This window comes from Erythrobacter sp. QSSC1-22B (assembly GCF_001678665.1).
Classification (GTDB): Bacteria; Pseudomonadota; Alphaproteobacteria; order Sphingomonadales; family Sphingomonadaceae; genus Qipengyuania.
Genome location: NZ_LZRP01000006.1, coordinates 64,795 through 85,106 on the forward strand (window position 1 = coordinate 64,795; position 20,312 = coordinate 85,106).

18 protein-coding genes are annotated in these 20,312 nt (G+C 62.5%); 8 read left to right on the forward strand and 10 right to left on the reverse strand.

Annotated elements, in window-relative coordinates:
• Positions 1-39: 39 nt before the first annotated feature.
• The 8 genes from A9995_RS10850 to A9995_RS10885 form a co-directional block, all read right to left on the reverse strand.
• Positions 40-900, reverse strand: a complete 861-nt coding sequence (locus A9995_RS10850) for a mechanosensitive ion channel domain-containing protein (RefSeq protein WP_067612863.1) — start codon at positions 898-900, stop codon at positions 40-42.
• A 101-nt stretch (positions 901-1,001) separates the two neighbouring features.
• Entirely contained in the window at positions 1,002-1,997 is a 996-nt protein-coding gene (locus tag A9995_RS10855) for a TrkA family potassium uptake protein (RefSeq protein WP_233998182.1), read from the reverse strand.
• Between the two features lie 52 nt (positions 1,998-2,049).
• Positions 2,050-3,849 carry an SLC13 family permease gene (locus tag A9995_RS10860; RefSeq protein WP_067612869.1) on the reverse strand — a complete coding sequence of 600 codons (1,800 nt, stop codon included), beginning with the start codon at positions 3,847-3,849 and terminating at the stop codon, positions 2,050-2,052.
• Between the two features lie 398 nt (positions 3,850-4,247).
• On the reverse strand, positions 4,248-5,498 hold the full coding sequence (locus A9995_RS10865; protein ID WP_233998183.1) for a PepSY domain-containing protein: 1,251 nt from the start codon (positions 5,496-5,498) through the stop codon (positions 4,248-4,250).
• A complete protein-coding gene (locus tag A9995_RS10870; protein ID WP_199797259.1) occupies positions 5,498-7,546 on the reverse strand; it encodes a TonB-dependent siderophore receptor in 2,049 nt (682 codons plus the stop codon). Before A9995_RS10870 ends, A9995_RS10865 begins: the two co-directional genes overlap by 1 nt.
• 420 nt (positions 7,547-7,966) lie before the next feature.
• The gene (locus tag A9995_RS10875) at positions 7,967-8,518 is read right to left on the reverse strand and encodes a DUF5681 domain-containing protein (protein ID WP_067612877.1); all 552 of its coding nucleotides are present in this window, start codon (positions 8,516-8,518) and stop codon (positions 7,967-7,969) included.
• Positions 8,515-9,036, reverse strand: coding sequence for a DUF5681 domain-containing protein (locus A9995_RS10880; RefSeq protein ID WP_067612880.1), 522 nt, complete (start codon positions 9,034-9,036; stop codon positions 8,515-8,517). The genes A9995_RS10875 and A9995_RS10880 overlap by 4 nt, the downstream gene beginning before the upstream one ends.
• Entirely contained in the window at positions 9,033-9,704 is a 672-nt protein-coding gene (locus A9995_RS10885) for a site-specific DNA-methyltransferase (protein ID WP_233998184.1), read from the reverse strand. The genes A9995_RS10880 and A9995_RS10885 overlap by 4 nt, the downstream gene beginning before the upstream one ends.
• Here A9995_RS10885 and A9995_RS17245 point away from each other — a divergent pair.
• The 5 genes from A9995_RS17245 (at position 9,687) to A9995_RS10910 (ending at position 13,177) form a co-directional block, all read left to right on the forward strand.
• Positions 9,687-9,950 carry a hypothetical protein gene (locus tag A9995_RS17245; RefSeq protein WP_199797260.1) on the forward strand — a complete coding sequence of 88 codons (264 nt, stop codon included), beginning with the start codon at positions 9,687-9,689 and terminating at the stop codon, positions 9,948-9,950. The genes A9995_RS10885 and A9995_RS17245 overlap by 18 nt on opposite strands.
• 5 nt (positions 9,951-9,955) lie before the next feature.
• A complete protein-coding gene (locus tag A9995_RS10890) occupies positions 9,956-10,498 on the forward strand; it encodes a hypothetical protein (protein WP_145916914.1) in 543 nt (180 codons plus the stop codon).
• A 95-nt stretch (positions 10,499-10,593) separates the two neighbouring features.
• Positions 10,594-11,472: a hypothetical protein gene (locus A9995_RS17075; RefSeq protein WP_233998185.1), complete on the forward strand. Its 879-nt coding sequence runs from the start codon at positions 10,594-10,596 to the stop codon at positions 11,470-11,472.
• Complete coding sequence (locus A9995_RS17655) at positions 11,417-11,578, forward strand: hypothetical protein (protein WP_369815839.1); 162 nt, start codon at positions 11,417-11,419, stop codon at positions 11,576-11,578. Before A9995_RS17075 ends, A9995_RS17655 begins: the two co-directional genes overlap by 56 nt.
• Positions 11,579-12,343: 765 nt before the next feature.
• On the forward strand, positions 12,344-13,177 hold the full coding sequence (locus tag A9995_RS10910) for a glutaminyl-peptide cyclotransferase (RefSeq protein WP_082992655.1): 834 nt from the start codon (positions 12,344-12,346) through the stop codon (positions 13,175-13,177).
• Between the two features lie 173 nt (positions 13,178-13,350).
• Here the strand turns inward: A9995_RS10910 and uvrC are convergent, their stop codons facing one another.
• A complete protein-coding gene (uvrC, locus tag A9995_RS10915; protein WP_067612896.1) occupies positions 13,351-15,348 on the reverse strand; it encodes an excinuclease ABC subunit UvrC in 1,998 nt (665 codons plus the stop codon).
• A 171-nt stretch (positions 15,349-15,519) separates the two neighbouring features.
• On the opposite strand from uvrC, the gene A9995_RS10920 reads away from it, so the two are divergent.
• The 3 genes from A9995_RS10920 to A9995_RS10930 all read left to right on the forward strand — a co-directional run bounded on the left by A9995_RS10920 (position 15,520) and on the right by A9995_RS10930 (position 19,338).
• The gene (locus A9995_RS10920; RefSeq protein ID WP_067612899.1) at positions 15,520-16,812 is read left to right on the forward strand and encodes an APC family permease; all 1,293 of its coding nucleotides are present in this window, start codon (positions 15,520-15,522) and stop codon (positions 16,810-16,812) included.
• Positions 16,813-16,829: 17 nt separating this feature from the next.
• Positions 16,830-18,020, forward strand: a complete 1,191-nt coding sequence (locus A9995_RS10925; RefSeq protein ID WP_067612902.1) for an NAD(P)/FAD-dependent oxidoreductase — start codon at positions 16,830-16,832, stop codon at positions 18,018-18,020.
• A gap of 700 nt (positions 18,021-18,720) precedes the next feature.
• Positions 18,721-19,338: an alpha/beta hydrolase gene (locus A9995_RS10930; protein WP_145916915.1), complete on the forward strand. Its 618-nt coding sequence runs from the start codon at positions 18,721-18,723 to the stop codon at positions 19,336-19,338.
• 168 nt (positions 19,339-19,506) lie between these two features.
• Here the strand turns inward: A9995_RS10930 and A9995_RS10935 are convergent, their stop codons facing one another.
• Positions 19,507-20,241, reverse strand: a complete 735-nt coding sequence (locus tag A9995_RS10935; RefSeq protein WP_067612908.1) for an EcsC family protein — start codon at positions 20,239-20,241, stop codon at positions 19,507-19,509.
• Positions 20,242-20,312: the final 71 nt, after the last annotated feature.

Genomic DNA, 20,312 nt, shown 5'->3' on the forward strand with positions numbered 1-20,312 from the left:
CATCGCAATAGCCAATAACGAGGGTGCGGTGGGTTCGGGTCAACTCGGCGCATTGCTCTGAGCTGTCGTCTTTTCATCGATCCAGCGATGGATCTGATCGCCCAGAGCACAGGCTATGGCATTTTCCGTTTCCGAAACGACATCCGGCAGAGCAAACGTTGTCACCTGAAGCCGGGTTTTGCCGATATCGGTGGTCGCGAGACCAACCTGGACCGCCGGAAAATCAACTCCTTGTCCCGGTTTTGAGTTCGAGAGATGCAAGTGTTCCTTGCAGATCTCTTCGCAGCGCCTCTGGGCTTCACTGGCGATTTCCTCGAGGCTGACACGCTCGGCAAACAAATTGACCACGGGCTCGAAAGTGAGCTGGAAAACATGGCGTACCCGGCCTCCTGCCTCCCCATCGACGCGGCTGGGTGACGTAAAAAGCAGACTATGGGGAATGATGACCGCGCGGCCGGTCGTCACGAAAGAACCGTCCCGGTTCTCGAACTCCTGCAATCTGGTGGCCAGCAAATTGTAGTCCAGGACCTCTCCCCGGATCCCGCCGAGTTCCACATGATCTCCCACCGAATAGGCTCGCGTAAAGGTCCTAAAGGCGGAGCCGGAAAGGCAAAGAATCAGTTCTTTGGTGGCTACCACCAGTGCGACGGCGACAGCCGTCAGCGACAGGGCAAAAGTCCTCAGCTGTGGCGCCCAGATCAGGATCAAGCCCAGTACGCCTATGAGCAGAAGCAGATTGCGGACGTTAGCGGTCCATCGGCGGACAACCTGCGGCGTCAGGTTTTCGCGGCCCTTCAACGCATGCCCTGCCACCAGCCGGAGGGTTAGCAGGAAAATAACGAGGACTGCCGACGCTAAGGCATCGGAGCTATAAAGTTGCTCAAAGATAGTCGAGTTCATCGGTCTCAATTCAATCAATTGTAGAATATCAGTGATGTGTTGACTTATGCCAGGTCACACTAAGGTAGGCGCCAAAGATTGGCTGAAGGGGCATTTCGCACCTATTCTGCCGTATCGACAATTTCCAGGATCCGGTCGTTGGCCTGAAGTGCCAGAAAGCTTGGATCGCTGGGCTTGAATGGCTTACCGTCGCGGATCACGCGCACTGCCTGGCCGGTGGAAATCGCAGATGGCGCATTGCCGACTTCATGCGACTCTACGAGCCGCTCGCGCAGCATGACCCCGCCTTCGGTGGTAACGAGATCGGTCAGATATTCGGCGCGATGGGGGCCCTCCAGCGAGCTTGCGAGCAACAAGCCCGCAAAGCTGACAGGGTTTACCACGGTGTCTGCGCCGGCTTGGCGCGCAATATCCTCGTTACCGCTGTTGCGTATCGTGACGCTGATCTTCACTTCTGGGGCCAGTTTGCGCGCGGTAAGTACCACGAGTATCGAGCTATCGTCCCGACCGGCGGAGACCAGCAGTGCAGAGGCGCGCTCGATATGCGCGGCCCTGAGAGTGTCCTCGTCGGATGCATCCCCGAGCAGGACCGCCGCGTCGCACTCGCTGGCGCGTTCCAGAGCTTCGCGGTTCTGGTCGATCACCACAATTTTCTGCGGATCGGTACCTCGAGCGATCAATTCCAGCATCGCTTTGCTATTGCTGACCCCATACCCCACCAGGACTACGTGTCCGCGCAAGTTCTTTTGGATAATACTCATAATCCATTTCCTCCAGATGCGCTTGATAACAAAAGAATAGGCCGTGCCTGCCAATATCAGAATGAAGAAAATTCGAATGGGCGTCACGATCAGAGCATCGAAAAGCCGCGCGCTGTCGGTCACCGGTACGATGTCGCCATAGCCGGTCGTGGTGGCGCTGATCATCGTGAAATAGATGACATCGGTAAAGCTGACGTGCCCATCGAGATTGTCGCGCAGGCTCTCGCGCTCCCACCAATGGAAGCCGACGATGAGAATGAACAATGCCAGCAGCAGCCCGAGCCGGATGGACAATTGTACCCACGGCCTGAGCGGCGACCTGCGCTGCAGCGTCATGTGCTCAAGCATGTCAAACGGCCCTCATTCTCAGAAGCAGGTTTCATTTAGATTAGACAAATACAGTAATAGCCAAGCAGGCAGCCACGCCGACCACAAAGGTCATGGGCAAACCGATTTTGACGAAATCCATGAAGCGGTAGTTTGCGGCCCCATACACGAGAGTGTTGGTCTGATATCCGATTGGCGTAGCAAAGCTTGCGCTTGCAGCAAACATCACCGCTACCAGCAGTTGACGTGGGTCCACGCCGGTCGTGGCCCCGAGCTCGATGACGACCGGGGTCATAATGACGGCAACCGCGTTGTTGGTGACCGTCGCTGTGAGCACGGAGGTGATTGCGTAGACCGTGATTAGCAGAACAAGCGGAGACGCGGACAGGAGCATGGGCTCGAGAAACGCAACGATCAACTCGATCGTGCCTGCATTTGCCAACCCCAAACCGAATGCCAGCATTCCGAAGATCAGGACGAGCACGTCGCCATCAATCGAACTCCAGGCCTCTTCGGGTTCGATGCATCTCGTGAGCAGGACAATGGCGACGCCGCCCAGTGCCAAAGCTTCGATCGGAAATCCGAAAAGTGCTGCGCAGATCACCACGAATGCAATTGTCGCGAGCGCAATCGGAGCCTTGGCGCGGCGGAAGGGAACAGCTTGAGCGTCGTCCACCACGGCAAAGCCCATGTTCCTTTTGAGCGACAATGCTGCGTCTGCTCCTGCAGCAATGAGAAGTCGGTCGCCGGGTCGCACCCGCGCGGTTGCAAGATCGGGTCCCGCGACGTGTCTGGGCCGGGAAAGCCCCAGCACCCGAACCTTGAGGCGTGACAGTAGCGGGATTTGCGAAAGCCGGCGACCTATCACGGGGTGAGAAGGCGAGACCACTGCCTCGATCAGCCTCAGGTCGTCGGGACGAGCAGGACCTGCCGTCGCCACGCTACCGCTAAAACCGGTCAAGCCAGTCATGAAATCGCCGGACTCTGCCAAGGATGCCAGTTCGGCAGGGCTCGCCGAAATCACCAACTGATCCCCTACCGCCAGCTTCCAAGACCCCAACTCACGCCTGCTCAATTCGGAGCCCCGCCGGATCGACAATATTTTGATACCGGGCCTGCGGCTAACGGGCGTTTCTTCGAGCCTTAGATCCACAAAAGAGCTTTTCTCGAGGACAATCAGATGGGAGAGATAAACGTCGCTTTCGCTCTCCTCGTCGAACATTCGCTCCGGTCTGTCGGGCAGCAGCTTGGGTCCAAGCAGGCCCAGTAGGGTCAACCCAGCGGCGGCTGCCACCAGACCCACTGCCGTTATATCGAATATTCCAAAGCCGAGCTGTCCTTCCTGTCGCGCGATCCCGTCAACCAAGAGATTGGTGGAAGTCCCTATGAGAGTCAGAGAGCCACCCAGGATAGAGACGTAAGACAAAGGCATGAGAAGACGCGTGGCCGCGATTTTGAGGATCCGCGCAAGCCGTTTCACTATGGGGATCATGACAATCACAACCGGTGTGTTGTTCATGAAAGCGGACGCAAAGAGAGTTCCCGCCCCTATCTCGGTTATCGCCATTCGCGGTCTGCGCAGGGTGCGACGGATCACCCATCCCGTAACCCCTTCAAGAGCTCCGGTCCGCAGAAGCGCACCGCTGAGTACGAACATTGCTGCAATCGTGACCGGAGCAGGATTGCCGAACACGCTGCCAAGTTCATCGGTCGAAAGATAACCCAAGGCAAGCATGACCACTCCGCCCAGCACGGCGATCACAACGGGAGGATGGCGCTCCATCGTGAAGGCGACAAGCGTCACGACAAGCAGCAGCAGGCCGATATAGGCGCTATGCTGCGCCAGAAAGGCTTCCATCATGGCTTTGCGACCATGCTTTTCAGGGGCAGGCGAGGAATCACGCCGCTATGCTTACATTGGCGATTGCACAGCTGGCTAGATGGTCAAGATGACAGACCGTTGGGTGGGACATCTGCGGAACCAGGGACCAAATCACAAATCAGACAAGGGCCTAGGTAGCGAAATTCGCACACGGCCCATGGGCCGCTAGTGGAACCGACCGACTGCTATCGGGAGCTTTCCGTATCCGAACGTCTGACCGCTTGTAGGGCGCGTAGCTGCCTAGCGGATGCTGGGCCGTGAGCGGACAGGCACCTCTCATGTAGTGCAGCTTGTTACGCGGGCGTCGCCAGATTGAAATTCAGAGCCTCCGTAAACCGCTGGCATCTATCTCGTCCCATGCGATCCTGCCGGTCAGCCTACTGCTGTATAAGCGGCTCGAGCAGGGTTAAGCCGACCACGATCAGAGCGAGCGACAGCCAGCGCCAGTGCCCCATGCCGCGCCACATCCCGGCAAAGCTGCGCGAGACGCGAATCTCCGCCTGCCGTTCGCGCGCGATCCGCAGCGAGTAAATCGCCGCACCCGACACCGCGAGCCCAGTCATGGCCAAGCCGAACAGGAACCAGGGGACCTTGGTCCAGTAACCGCCGAAATTGCCGAAATGCAGCGGGTCGGCCATTTCCCCGATCCGCTGGTGGAGCCCCATGTCGCGGCCATCGGTAGTCAGCAGCACTTGCGACGAGGCAGGATCGATCCAAACCGCATTGGCGCGCGGGCGGACCAGCAGTGCCTCGTGGTCGCCATGCAGTTGGAGATAGGGGCTGCCTTCGCGCGGGAACAGCAGCTGCTTGGCGCGTAACTTGGGATAGGCCGCCTGCGCTGCGCCAAGCGCGGCGGACAGGTTCGCCACTTCCGGCGCTGGAACATCCGTATCCTCGACGCTCGCTGTGGCCTCGACCCGCGGTGCGCGCGGGGCATCGAACCCGAGGCTTTCGGCCAAATACCAGATGCTGGTAAGCACGATCAGCGCGATAAACCACATCGACCACACCCCCGCGAGGCGGTGGAAATCCCCCCACCAGGTGCGCGCATCGCGCTTGCGCAGCGGCTTGGCGAAGCCGCGCCACCATTTCTTGTAGACCACGAAGGAGCTGACCAGGCTCGCCAGCAGCAAGAAGGCGAGCGAGGTCACGATCGGCACGCCCAGCCACACCGGCAGGTTGAGATGGCGGTGCATGTTGCGCAGGATCCGCGCCGCGCCGACCCAGGGGCCGACCCCCTGAATTTCGCCGGTGGTCGGATGCGCATGGAGAAAGACCAGGCTCCCGTCGGCTCTCTCGACCCGCACCCGCACGGCGAAGGCCGAGGCAACCGGCGCCTCGATCGCCAACACCTTGCCGGTCGCCTCGTGGCGCGCGGCGTTCCGGGCGATGGTCACCCAGTCCACCGGCCCCTCGATGGTGGAGGGGGCGACCCGCAGGCTGGGTTGGAGCAGCCAGTCGATTTCGTGACTGACAACCGCCAGCGTGCCGGTGAACAGAATGAAAGTCAGGAACAGGCTGAGCTTGAGCCCGACCCATTGGTGCACCACCCACCAGTTGCGCGCGCGTTTGGGGGCAGCGGGCTTGTTCCGCGGCCGTGCTTCGATCGCGGCGCCCTCGACGGCCATCAGAAGCGGTAGCCGACCTCAAGGAAGACCGAGCGCGGCGCGCCGGGGAAATGCCCGGTCCGGTCGATGAAGCCCGATGCGGCGTAGGTCGCGTCGAACAGATTGTCGACACGCAGCAGCGCCCGCACCGGACCCGTTTCGTAGATCAGCGAAGCGTCGAACACGATATAGTCGTTCACCGGCTGGTCGCTGATGCTGATCCGGTCGGAGACATAATCGCCGCCCAGCGCCACCGCCATACCCTGCGCCGGGAACTGGTAGCGGGTCCAGAAACCGAGCTGGTGTTCGGGTGCATTGGCAAAGCGCTCGCCGATCGCATTGGAAAAGCCGCCGCCGCCGTTGTCGCCGGTGATACGGGTGTCGTTGTAGCCATAGGCCAGCGTCAGCACCCAGTCAGGGGTGATGTCGGCGGCGATGTCGAGTTCGAAGCCCTTGCTGGTGATTTCGCCGAGTGAGACGAGATCGTCGACGCCGTCATTTCCGGTATCGCCGAGCGGATCGGTCTGAAGAATGTTGGTGCGGCGGATCTGGTAGGCGGAGAGTGAGGATTGCACCCGACCGTCCATGAGTGCGGTCTTGATTCCGCCCTCGATGATGTCGCCCGAGGTCGGAGCGAAAGGTCCGCCCGCTAGCGGGTTCTGCGATCCAGCGCTCTGCGGTTCGAAGCTGGTGGCATATTGGCCGAACAGCGAGATATCGTCGGTGACCCGGTACACGCTGCCGAGGCGATAGGTGATCTCCTCATCCTCGAACACCGTGCCATTTGAGTCATCGGTAAAGCTATCGAGCCGCACGCCGCCGGTCAGGATCAGCCGTCCAATGGTGAGTTCGTCGAGTAGATAGACGCCAAAACGCTCGCTCAAGGTAAGCGTCTCGCGGAACGGGCCCTGATTGTAGGTTGCCGGGTCGGAAAGTCCGTATTGCGGGTCGAACAGGCTGAGCGGGTTGGGCAGGCCGACGGTGTCGGTGGTCCGCCCACGCAGCGAACGGCCCATGAAGGCGCTCTCGGCCTCGTAATAGTCGAGCCCCACCAGCACGCGGTTAGACAGCGCGCCGCCCAGATCCTCGGCCCAGACCGCATTGGTGCCGAAGGACCATGTTTCCTGCTGGCGCATCTGGTCGCGGAATTCGCGAATGGTGGAGTCGATCGTGCCGTCGCCATCGGAATCGAACAGCCCGCGCGGTTCGTGGTAGTTCTGCGTCTCGACCGCGTGATTATAGCGCAGCGTAGCGTCGAAACTCACCCCTGGCAGCGGTTCGGACTCGATGCGCGCCTGCAGCACGTCGGAGCGCAGGTTGAGGAAATCGCCCGGCTCGTTGTGGTTCCAGCGGCGATCGGTGAGGAATTCGCCATTGTCGTCCACAGGCACCCCGCGCAGCCGGTTGGCGTCGAGCTCCTGATCGTAGCGGGTCGCCTGGAGGACCAGCTTCACCGGGCCCGGCTCCCAAGCCACCCCGCCATCGGCAATCATCGTGCGCGAGGCGGCGTTGAAGCGGAAGGTGCCGCGATCCTCGTAGAACAGCCCTCCGCGCACTGCGACATCCCCGCCGAGCGGCGCGTTGACCTCGGCCGATCCGCCGAAGCGCTCCTCAGTCCCAGCGATCAGCTTGACCTGCCCTTCGAAGCCCCTCTGGTCCGGTTTCTTGGTGATGTAGTTGAACAGCCCTCCCGGCGCGCCGGGGCCGTAGAGCATGCCCGCCGGTCCCTTGAGGAACTCGACCCGCTCGACGTTGAACAATTGCGGGACCGAGAAACCGGCATAGGGATCGCCGCGCAACCCGTCGTAGAAGATCTCCTCCTGACGGAAGCCGCGCGCGGTGACCCCGGCATAGCTGAAGACGCTGACGCCCGAGATGTTGCGGTAGAGATCCTGCGCATCGCGCGCGCCCTGGTCCTCGATCAGCTGCTCGGTGATCGTGGTGATGACCTGGCTCGATTCGAGCGGCGCGGTGGCAAGCTTGCCGCTGGTGGTCTCTTCAACACGGTATAGCTTCTGGGCGCGCCCGGTGACGATGATGGTGCCGCTCTGTTCGGCCTCGGTCGTCACTCCAGCAGAAACGGTTGCATCAGGCGCCTCTCCTGCGGTCTGCCCGACTTCTTGGGCGAGCAGGGAGCTGGGCAGGAAGGCGCCGGTAAGCAGAACGATTTTTAAGCGAGAAAAGCGAGACACTGGCACGAAAACCCCTATTTGCGAATCAATCGCAACGCTCGTAGGCGTGATGAAAATGCAAATCAATCGCAACTGAGGTGTCCCGCTCAGTTTGTTCGTTAGGGCTGGGACTTGAACTTGGACCGTTGGCGAACGAGTTCACCCAAATTGGATCGGGTTCGGGAACTACGCTGCGACCAATCGGATGATCGATCTTGGGGTTCGAAGTTGCCTTCGAGACCCCCATGAACGGACGGCCGCTTTCGGGCCCGCAGTAGAAACGTCGGAATGTCCGAGAATAGGGCGCAACGCCGTCATTCATCCTCGCACATCCCACCACTCCGGCCATTTGACCCTTTGTGGCGAGTGTGTGTTGCGCCATACCTCGCCCTGTTCCTCCTTGGACAGCTTACGAGAGCCCATTCGCTCCAGCGCTGCTTCTACGATCCAGGGGCTGATCTCCCACCGAGCCCTTTTTTCGTCGGTCGGATATTTGAGCCGCGCGAGGTCGAGCGTATCGAGTATGGAATCGGCACCACTGCGGATTGGCTTTAGGATGATGACCTTTAGCGGCTCATGATCTTCGCCTCTGGCTGCACGCGCGGCTTCAATCGCCTCAAGCGACGAGCGCGCTGCGGCGCTGTCACCGGCAAGCCCCTTTTGCGTCAATTGAAGCAGGAACGCCTCGGCGGCGGTCACGCGGCGCTCGCGTCCGTCCTCTCTAATCGTGACCATCTGCCCCAGAACGGCATCGTAGGGCATTTCGCGGTGACGGTTCTTCGGCCTGCCCTTCGGGTTGCCAGATTTGCCCTTGGCGAACCGGGTGGAGGATGGCGGCTGGCCGTAGCCGATCGGCTCTGCATCGTTCATGCGATCCGCCCGCGTGGCCAGCGCAGCTTGTCGGAATCGAAGGTGAAGAACTTGATGTCCTTGACATCCTTCCCGGCGAACTTGCGGCGTCCGGGACGGCTGAGCGCTGCCTGTGTCGCCCAGGTGTGAACCTTGATGCGGCTCGTGAACTCCGGGTCAACATCGGCGATCTCCAAGAGCCGCAGAGCCTCGTTCGCATTGTCCGAAGAGTGGTGGCAGCTGAGCTGGATATTTTTGGCAGGTGGCCTTGTCTTTTTCGCCAGCGCCGCCTCTCGCTTCTCGATCATCTTGAGAACCTTGCGCACTGCCATCTTGCTACCCTTGAGCGCGGCCTGGTAGGTCTGCATCTGCAGGGCCTCGTCGACCGTGAGCTCGCGCTCCTTTCCGCCCTGCGTCAACGTCAACGTCTTGTCGAAGATGATGTCGAACGCAGAGACATGCGGCCGCCGCTTCGCCGGGCGGCCATTGGGATTGCCGGATACGCCCTTCTCGAACCGGGTGTCGCGGCCCTTGCTCATGCGGCTGTTTCGCTGGCGGCGCGGTGCACCAGCTCAGGTGTCTTTCCGGTGAGATCCGACCAGCGGGTCATCGCCACCTCGACATGGGCGGGGTCGATGTCCAGCCCGCGGAATGCTCGGCCGACCCGCTCCGCGGCAATGAGGCTGGTGCCGGACCCAAGGAAGATGTCGAGCACGAGCTCACCCTGTCGTGACACGTCGCATATAGCATCGGCGACCATCGCCACCGGTTTTACCGTGGGATGGAGCGCCAGGTCCTCCCGACGGCTGCCACGGAGCGAGTTTACCGAGGCGTAGTCCCACACGTTCGTGCGGTTGCGGCCATGCTTGCCCAGCTCGACATTATTGGTGTGGGCGGCATCGCCCACGCGGTATACGAACACCATCTCGTGCTTGGAGCGATAGAGTGATCCCATGCCGGCATTGCTCTTGTTCCAAACGCAGATGTTGAGCAGATCACCGTAAAGTTTGTCTGCCGCCGCACTGACGTCATCTATGTGGCGCCAGTCCATGCACACGAAGTGCACCGCGTCGTTCCGGGATACCGAGGCACAAGCGCCGAGAGTGTCGCCTAAAAACTTGCGGAACTCGCTCTCGTCCATCTCACCCGACGCCATGGCGAACTCACGGTGCCGCCCCTTGGCGTTGACGTGGCCATTGACCTTCACGTTGTAGGGCGGATCAAGGAAGGCGCAGTCGACCTTCGCGCCCTCGCCGACAATGGCTTCAAGAAACGACTGGTCGCGACCGTCGCCGCAGCCGATCCGGTGCTCGCCCTCGGCTGGCTCAGGAAACCGGCTGCGCGGTTGTGCTGGTGCATCACACTAAAAAGCTGGGTGACCGGGAAGCGACTGCAGAGGACGGGCGCGGCGCTGTCGCCCTGCGCGATGCCGCGCGGATCGTGCTGCCTCTAAACGGCATGAGCAAGGCTGAGGCTGAGGAACTAGGCATTTCCGACCCTCAGGTGCGGCGCTCGCTAGTGCGCATCGATACCGGCAAGGCCAATCGCGCGCCGCCCGACGCTGCCACCTGGATCAAGCTGGAAGGCCAGAGTCTCGAAAATGGCGAAGGGCTGGAGCCGTCCGATTTTGTCGGTGTGGCCACGCTCTGGGAAAAGCCGGACGTATTCCACGGACTGACAAATTGGCACCTCTACATGGTGCAGCAAGGGCTTGCGGCTGGAGACTGGCGTGAAAGCGTACAGGCCAAAGACTGGGTGGGCCACCTTGTCGCCAGCGTGGCGGGTCTATCCATTGAAACCGACAAGGGGCGCATCAAGGCGATCATCCGCACGTGGAAGCGCAACGGTGCGCTGTCGGTCGAGCATCGAGCGGTCAATGGCCGGGACGTTCCTTTCGTGATCGTCGGGACGTCAGTTGACGCCAGCGAAGTTAGCACCCTCCCGCACCTCCAAACGTGTGGTGCGGGAGGTGCGGAAAGTGCGGGCAGCGAACCGCTGTGAAACCCGTCCGCACCACCCACACCCCTCTTTAGAGGGTGTGGTGGTGGTGTGGTGCGGTTGAGGGCTTGTGAGGATCAAAAGAAGGTGCGGACGAAATGACTGAAACTACCAAGGCGAAGCGCAAACAACCGGCGCGCAAGGGCAAGGCTGGCGACCAGCCGCAACAGCGGACGGTGACAATCCCGTTTCCAGATACGGACGACGAGGACGCGGCCAATAGCATTTTGGCGAGTGAGGTTCCCGGCTGGGATAATCTCGACAAGGATGATCGAGCGGAAATGTCGCGCCTAGTCCGCGATTTTCGCAAGCGCAGTTCACCGGCCAAGGTCAAGTTAAGCCATAAGTCCGATGGCAGCTGGAGCATCGAACCGGCTGGCAAAAGCGAAATGCTGGCGCTGCTCAAGCTGCACGAAACCTTTTCGGCCAATTCGATCGATCCGGTGAATGCGCGGGCAAATGAACTGCTGAAATATCTCGGCTCAGTCGGGGCCGATAATGAGAGCCGGTATAATGCCGCGCTGTCCTTCATCGAAAGCATGAAGCCGCAGGATCAGTCCGAGGCGCTGCTGCTGGTGCAGATGTATGTCACCCATGATGCCGCAATTCGCGCGCTGAGCCAGATCGGATCGGCGGAATGGGCACCGCAGGTCCAGACATTCGGAAACCTCGCCACGAAACTGCTGCGCACCTCTCAGGGGCAAATGGAAACGCTGTCGCGAATGCGCCGGGGCGGGGAACAGGTCGTGAAGCATGTCCACGTCGATAACCGGGGCGGGCAGGCCGTCATTGCCGAGAACGTCAATCAGGGGGGAGGAACACCGAAAAATGAGCATCAATCCCATGGAGCCGGAAATTCTGGCAGCGGCCCCTCGCTGCTTAGCGAAGACCCGCAGAGGAACGGCGTGCCAATCGCCAGCCGTGAAAGGGCGGAAGCGGTGCAGAATGCACGGCGGGACAAATCCCGGCGCGCCTAAAGGCAATCAGAATGCGCGCAAGCATGGCGGCTACTCCGCCAAGACGCTGGAGGCGGTGCGATACATGAAGGCCATTGCGCGGCTGGTGCGGGATGATTTGGCCTAAAACCGGTCAGGCTGCTATCGCCCGATCTTCACCAAAAGCCGCCAGTCGCGTTACGACCCAGTAGCGGACAAGCAGCAGATCCGCGGATAGCTCAACCTGCTCGGCGGAGGGGCTCTTGCTCATTCAGCCCAATCGCGCGGCCGTCTGGCACTTCCAGACCTCGCAAGCGGCTCAAGTGCGTGTCGAGTTCCCTTGGCAGCAACCGCCTGTCCAGACGGATCCCCGCGATACCCAAGCTAATCCAACGAATCCGGCCGCGCAGCTTCATGTCATCGCATTCGACGATGATTTGGTCATCGGGCGAAAAGTCGCAACTACCGAGTCCACTTATGCGGCACCCCTCGCTGGATAGCTCGATTATCAAGCCTATAGCCTGACTTCCGTCCAGTAGCCTCTTCAGACAAATTGATTGTCGAACAGCGAAGCGCTTATGTCCGCGCATTGTCATTATCATCGTCCGCCGTTCCCTCGCAGCACTCTCGAACAAGGATCGGTTGATTTGGTTTAAGAGTGGTTTATTTGCCGAAGTCAGATAAAATGAAGCCTGCTCTGTAGGCAGTGTGGACCAGCGGCGAGTGTTGTCGCTCTGTCTGTAGATCAGCTGGTGGTGTCCGCTTTCCACCCAATATCGGACATTCGCGCCACGACGGTCGTTGACCGAAAGCGGACTGGCAGCTCGCTGTAATCCTGTGCCAAAACCTGCCTGTCAGCAAACGACCCAACAGCTGCCGTTACTCGCTTCGCTCGATTGCATTCGAAACGAACATGTATAAAAAACTAAGGGTGATCCTTCGCGGCTTCATCGTTCTTGTAGCGCTCCTTTCTGCTCCGATCGGCTCAATCGACCGGGCATGGCAGCCGCCGTCGGCCGCGGACAAACCGGAACTCGCGCCGACAATCTACGACGTCAAAGTCGTCGCTCGCTATCCTCACGACGTTAGTGCATTTACCCAAGGTCTCCTGTGGCACGATGGGGCCCTCTTCGAAAGCACCGGGAGAGTGGGGGCATCAAGCATCCGAAAGGTCGATTTGGTCACAGGCCAGATCGTCGCATCCCAGAAAATTCCCCTAGGTCAATTCGGCGAAGGCTTAGCGCTGTGGAATGACGAACTCATCAGCCTGACCTGGTTGGATGGGGCAATCCATCGTTGGAGCCTGAAGGACTTAAGGCGATTACGCAGCGATGAAGGATACCCTTATGAGGGGTGGGGCCTGACACATTTCGAAGATGCTCTCGTTGCCTCCGACGGAAGTGACAAGCTGCGCTTCCTCGATCCACAAGATTACAGCATCAAGCGGACTGTTTCCGCCACCCTCAACGGCCGTCCGGTTTCGCGACTCAACGAGCTTGAACTCGTTGATGGCCTGATTTTTGCCAACCTTTGGATGAGCGACTTCATTGTTGGGATCGAGCCGCAAACAGGTGTCGTGCGGAAGGTAATCGACCTCCGGCAACTTGAAGGCGCGCGTTCGGGTGATCGCGATGCTGTCTTGAACGGTATCGCTTGGGACGCGGAAGGCCGACGTCTCTTTGTTACGGGAAAGCTGTGGCCATGGCTGTATCAAGTCAGGCTGGTGGAGCGCTCCGCAGGACAATGACCGCCATTCGGGTTCCCACCCCATAAGCTGACATTCTCGCCTGATCGGGTTTCTCCCCAAAGCAGACAGTCAGCCAGCCACCCAGTCTGGAAATTACCCAATCGCTGTGAGTGTGGTCAGACCATCGCCCCCGGCGCGCGCCTCCCCGAAAGGGACGAGCTCTTACCCCCCCCTCACCCGCCGGCGTGGTAGAAATCGTACACCTGCCGCGCCACGGCGGCGCTGATGCCGGGGACGCGGGTGAGGTCTTCGAGCGCGGCGGCCCGCACCTTGCCCGCGGTGCCGAAATGCAGCAGCAGCGCGCGTTTGCGCGATGGGCCGATGCCGGGGATCTCGTCGAGCGGGCTGGCGGTGATGCCGCGGCTGCGCTTGGCGCGGTGGGCGCCGATGGCGTAGCGATGGACCTCGTCGCGCAGCCGCTGGAGGTGGAACAACAGCGGCGAATTGACCGGCAGCGTCTTCTCGCGGCCGTCGGGGAAATGGAACACCTCGCGCCCCTCGCGGCCATGGTCGGGGCCCTTGGCGATCGCCACCAGCGGGACATCCGCGATCCCCATCTCGGCCAGCGTGTCGCGCACCGCGCTCATCTGGCCCTTGCCGCCGTCGATCAGGACGAGGTCGGGCCAGACCGCCTCGTGGCCCCGCGCGGGTTTGCGCGCTGGCACGACCGCACTGCCTTCGTCACCCTCTGACCCGGCCTCTTCCTCGCCCTCCGCCAGCCTGCGGAACCGGCGCTGCATCACCTCGCGCATCATCGCATAGTCGTCGTTGCCCGCAGCGGTCCTGATGTTAAACTTGCGGTATTGCCCGGTCTCGAACCCCTCGGGTCCCGCGACCACCATCGCCCCCACGGCTTTGGTGCCCTGGATATGGCTGTTGTCATACAGCTCGATCCGCTTGGGCGGCTCCTCCAGCTCGAGGAATTCCGCCAGCGCGCGGTTGAGCGTGGCCTTGGTGCCGGTCTCGGCCAGCCGCCGGTCGAGCGCCTCGGTGGCGTTGCGGCTGGCCTGTTCCATCAGCCGCCGCCGGTCGCCGCGCTGCGGGATCGAGATCGCCACCGGATGCCCGGCCTTGGCCGCCAGCGCTTCGGCGATCAGTTCCTGCTCGGGCAGCGCGCGGTCGGTGAGGATCATCCGCGGCGGGGGAACCTCCTCGTAGAATTGCAGCAGCACATCGGCGAGGACATCGTCCTTGTCGATCTCGCCGGTGTTCTTGGGGAAGAACGCCTTGTGCCCCCAGTTCTGCCCGCCGCGGATGAAGAAGGCCTGGACCCCGATTTGCCCACCCTTGGCCGCCAGCGCAAAGACATCCGCATCGCCGACGCCCGCGGCATTGACCGCCTGGCTGCCCTGGATGAAGGTCGCGGCGCGCAGCCGGTCGCGCAGCATCGCCGCGCTCTCGAAATCGAGCGCTTCGGCGGCCTTGGCCATCTGCTGCTCGATCTTCCCCTGCACCGCGCTCGACTTGCCCGCGAGGAAATCCTTGGCCTCGCCCACCAGCTCGGCATAGCCGGCCTCGTCGATCCGCCCGGTGCAGGGGGCCGAGCAGCGCTTGATCTGGTAGAGCAGGCAGGGCCGGTCGCGATTGGCAAAGAAGCTGTCCGAGCAGCTGCGCAGCAAAAACAGCTTCTGCAGCGCGTTGAGCGTCTTGTTGACCGACCCTGCGCTGGCGAAGGGGCCGTAGTAATTGCCCTTGGCGCGGCGCGCGCCGCGGTGTTTCTGGATCCGGGGGAAGCCGTGGTCGGCCCGCAGCAGGATGAAGGGGAAGCTCTTGTCGTCGCGCAGCAACACGTTGAACGGCGGGCGGAAGCGCTTGATGAACTGGGCCTCGAGCAGCAGCGCCTCGGCCTCGGAATTGGTGGTGACGATCTCCATGGCGCGGGTCTGGCCGACCATCCGCTGGAGCCGGTTGGTGAGGTTCTTGACCTGCGTGTAATTGGCCACCCGCGCCTTGAGGCTGCGCGCCTTGCCGACATAGAGCACCTCGCCGCGGACATCGAGCATGCGATAAACCCCGGGCTTGGGCTTCAGCGTCTGCACCGTCTCGCGGATCGCGGCGACGCCCGCCGCCAGATCGGGCTGCGCGCCCGCGACCGTCTTCGCGGCACGGCCCTCGTGGAAGCGCTCCTGGCCTCGGGGATCGTGCGGGGTTCCGGCGGGGGTGCGAGCCATGGGATGCAAGTATGCGCTGGGCGCGAAAATGTGAACCTCTGGCGCGCTGGCGCGCGCAAAAGGCCGCAAGCAAACTTCTGCTTGTTGCCAGCGTCCGGTTTCTGCTTTGATGGTGCAGCGAAGCCCACTGCATAGGCCCGCCGCTGCCCAAGGCCGCAAGGGGACGACATAATGGATACCAAGACCGCGCCTCCACGCACTCCCCCACGCACCATGGGCTTGTTCGGCACCGCGCTGCTGCCCGTCAACGGGATGATCGGCGCAGGGATATTCGCGCTGCCCGCGACGCTGTTCCTCGCGGTGGGCGAATTCGCGCCGTGGATGATGCTGCTGGGCGGGCTGCTGTTCCTGCCGCTGGTGCTGGTGTTCGCTTGGCTGTCGGCAAAATTCGACCACAGTGGCGGGCCGATCCTCTATGGCGAGGCCGCATTCGGCCGCTTCGTCGGCTTCCAGGCCGGCTGGGCGCGCTATGCCAGCGCGATTGTGACGGTGGCGGCCAACACCCATGTCATGGTCTCCTATCTCGCCACGCTGTTCCCCGCGCTCGACGGCGCGCTGCTGCGCCCGCTGGTGGTCGCAGGCTTCATCGGCTTCATCACGGTGGTGAACCTGTTCAGCCTCAAGAGCTCGGTGGCGACGCTGGGCGCGCTGACCGCGGTCAAGCTGCTGCCGCTGTTCGCGCTGATCGGCGCCGGGCTGTTCGCGGGCGAGCCGAGCGCCGGGCTGGTGCTGCCCGAATTCTCCGCTGCCGAGAGCGTGGTCCTGCTGACCTATTACGCCTTCATCGGTTTCGAATATGTCGTCCTGCCCGCGGGCGAGATGAAGAACCCCAAGCGCGACGTGCCGCTGGCGCTGGTCGCGATGCTGGGCGCGGTGACGCTGCTCTACATGCTGGTGATATGGGCCTATATCGCGATCGCCCCGGTGGTGAGCGAAGGCGCGGACAATCCGCTGGCGGTCGCAGCGCTCGACGCGATGGGGCCGGTGGGCGCTATCGCCATCGTGATCGCGGCGGCGTTCAGCATCGGCGCGAACAATTTCGCCGGCGGGATCAGTCTGCCGCGGATGACCTACGGCATGGCCGAACGCGGGATGCTGCCGCGCTGGTTCATGGCGGTTTCGCCAAAACTCGGCACTCCGGTCAATTCGATCCTGTTTTACGGCGGGGCGAGCATCGCCTTCGGGCTGTGGGAGGGTTTCATGGTGCTGGCGCTGGCGGGCACGCTGACGCGGCTGCTGACCTATCTGATCGCCGCCTTCGCGCTGCCGGTGCTCGAACACCGCGAGGGGCGCATCCACCCGGTGCGCGCCTTGGTCTGCGCGCTCACCGTGATCAGCACGCTGTGGGTCGCGACCCACGCCGAGGCGCAGAGCTGGGGCGTGTTCGGCGCGCTGGTGCTGGCGGGCACGCTGCTCTATTTCGTGGCGCGGCAGGAAGCCCCGCCCGCAACGGCGCCGAGCTGAGCCGAACTGGGAAAAGCATGACCGACTACGACGCCATCATTCTGGGGGCCGGAGCCGCCGGGCTGATGTGCGCCGCGCGCGCCGGGCAGCGCGGGCTCAAGGTGCTGGTGCTCGAACGCGCCGAGACGCCGGGCAAGAAAATCCTGATCTCGGGCGGCGGGCGCTGCAATTTCACCAATCTGGGCGCCGGGCCGGCGAACTACATCTCGGCCAATCCGCATTTCGCCAAATCGGCGCTGGCGCGCTACACCGCGCGCGATTTCCTCGATCTGGTCGAGAGCCACGACATCGCCTGGCACGAGAAGACGCTCGGACAATTGTTCTGCGACGGTTCGGCCAAGCAGATCGTCGCGATGCTGCTCGCGGAATGCGAGCGGGCGCGCGAGAGCGGCGGCGAGGTGACGCTGCGCTGCGGCGAGGAAGTGGCCGAGGTCGCGGCGGACGGCGGCTACACCGTGCGGACCCAGGCAGGCAGCTACCACGCCGCAAATCTCGTCATCGCCACCGGCGGGCCTTCCATCCCCAAGATGGGTGCGACCGGCTTCGCCTATGAGCTCGCGCGCCAGTTCGGGCTCAAGCTGGTCGAACCGCGCCCCGCACTGGTCCCGCTGACGCTGGGGGGCGACGATGTGCTGTTCCGCGAGATCTCGGGCGTCGCCGCGCCGGTAACTGCGACTGCCGGAAAGCAGGCCTTCCACGAAGCAGCGCTGTTCACCCATCGCGGGCTTTCGGGGCCGGTGATCCTGCAGGTCTCGTCTTACTGGAAGCCCGGCGATCCGGTGACGGTGGACTTCCTCCCCGACCGCAGCGAAGGCTGGCTGCTCGCGGCCAAGCGCGCCACCCCGCGGGGCACCCTACGCGGCCTGCTGCGCGAGGCGCTGCCGCACCGGTTGGCCGATATCCTCGCCGAGCGGATCGGGATTGCCAGCGAACTCGGCAACGCCCCCGACAAGGCCCTGCGCGAGGCGGAGGCGCGGCTGGCGCGCTGGAGTTTCAACCCCAATGGCAGCGAAGGCTACGCCAAGGCCGAAGTCACCAGCGGCGGCATCGCGACCGGCGAACTGTCGTCGCAGACGATGGCGACGAAGAAACACCCCGGCCTCTACGCCATCGGCGAGGCGGTCGATGTCACCGGCTGGCTGGGCGGCTACAATTTCCAATGGGCCTGGGCCAGCGGCGTCGCCGCAGGAGACGCGCTTGGGGAGTGATTGCGCTTGCGTCTCCTCCCGCTTGGGGGGGAGGTCCGGTGGGGGTGCCCGGCGCCCGTAGCCACACGCGCCGTACCCCCACCCCCGGCCCCTCCCCAAGGGGAGGGGAGACCGCCGGATGCGGCCAGCGCGTCGCGCCTGGATTGCCTTCGCCCGGAAGGGGGAAGCCAGACCGATGGTCGGCTCTTGGAGTTCTGCAGTTGGAGCGGGAAGGTCCAATATTGGGTGGTAAGCTTCCGGTCTCCTTTTGGGAGACCAGATTAGAGAGCTGCCGTTGAACCACGGAGCAAAGCTCGGCAGCAAAGCGCCCGCGACCCGGTCATTCGCCGATACCCGGAAGCAGTCATGCCTTGCCCAGAGGAGCTCTGCCTGGCGTTGGTAGCGACCTGCTTCAAACGTTGCTCGGTCTGCTTTGAAGGGAAAGTTCGGAGGCCTGGTAGGATACGGTATTAAGGCCGTATTGCCGGATCTGAACGCGCCGAATAGCAATGCCATTTTGCAACGCTCAACGGATATTAGGCCAGCCCGCTTTCCCCCATCTCAGAAGCCAAGGGCCGGCCCTCTTCTTTTGCTAATCGCTCAATCGGACATCCGGGCTGGGCGGCTTCACGGACGCTTGGCCATCAGCTGAAGGTGTCGCAGATAATGGAGATTTCTCATGCTCCCTCGCACTCTCATTCCCCTCGCTCTGTGTGTCCCTTTGGCCCTCATCTATTTGCAGGTGCAGCCGGTTTCTGCGGCGCAGCAGCGCGAAACGGAGTCCGCTAAAAAGACGCATCAACATCAGTCCGCGGCTCGCTACATCGCGGCGAAATACGGCCCGTTTCGCGTCATCTGCGGGCGGCTCGAACTGATCCGCGAGACCGATGCGATGAGCCCAAACTGGCTCAAGCAAGTGCTCGCAGACCACCCCAATCTCGACCGGCTGGACATTGTCGAAGGTCCTGGCACGGTCGACGATATTGCCAATCTCCAGCTAGGCAGGATGATTCGCGAGGCCGGGCTAAAAACCCATGTCCCCAGCCATGGCTCGGCGAGATCGGGCGCGGTCGAGTTGTTCTTGGCCGGGAAAGAGCGCACCATGGAAAGTGGTGCGGAATTTGCGGTCCACAGCTGGCGTGACGACTATGGCCGCCAGGCAGGTGACCCTTCACTCAGTGGGTTCAGAAAAGATCTCTATCTCGACTACTACACCGATATGGGCATGTCTCCGCGACAGGCGCATGCTTTCTACGAGATGACCAATTCGCCTCCACATCTGAGCGTTCGCTGGATGGAGGCAAATGAAATGGAGCAATGGATTAGCCAATATCCTTAAATGAGAACGCAGGCATCACCCATCGCCCAATGAGTGGCGGCCGTCGGAACGACCAGAACTGGGTCGTTTCCGGACCGGCAACAATAAGGGTCTGCTCTCATCAAGCAAACTTGCCACTGCTCTCACAAATCGCGGTGACAATCGGACACGCCAATCCGCTCACAAGCGTCAGCCAGCGCCCCGCTCGGCTTCCTTCAGCCGGCGCGCCAGGAAGGCGAAGCGGGCGGCTTTGCCGACATCGTTCTGGAACGAGGAATTGACGATCCCGCCCACCAGCGAGCCGGCGATCGGCACCAGCATCCCGGCGCGGCTGCGCATCGTCGCGAAGGCGAGCGCGCGCGAGATGCGCTCGACCGCCTGGTCGACCACCGGGGTGATGTGTTCCTGCCCGGCATGGATAAGGTCGCCATCGGCGCCGATCCCGGCCTCCAGCGCGGCGATCCGCTCGGCGCGCAAGTCGGGATCGTCGAGCGCGGCGAGCTCGAGGATCTGCAGCCGGAACAGCTTTTCCGAAGGGCCCTCGCCGGCAAAGCCATAGGCGCGGCCGGTGTCGCGGATGGTGCGCAATGCGATCGCCATGGTGGCGGGGATATCGGCCCCCATCGACAGCGCGCCGCCGAGCCCGGCAGCCGCCCCGGTCGAGGCGCTGACCGCACGCGCGGTGCGGACAACGCTGCTGGCGGCGTCATGCGCGGCCTGCAGGTCGGCGGTGTCGTGGGTGAAATTGACCAGCTGCTTGGCGCCGACCGCGCGGTCGAGCCCGGTCAGCACCGCTTCGACCAGCGATTTGGGTACGACGCTGGCAAGCGCCTTGCCGAAGGGGTGCGTCAGCCGCTCGATTCCCCGCCCGAGCATGGAGGGTTTGCTGGTCTTGTATTTTTGCTGGTCGCGCTGCCAATCCATGCCGATGTCCTTGTCTGTGCGGGCGGCAGGAATGCGCCCCTTAGATAGCATAGCGGCACAAGCGCCAAGCC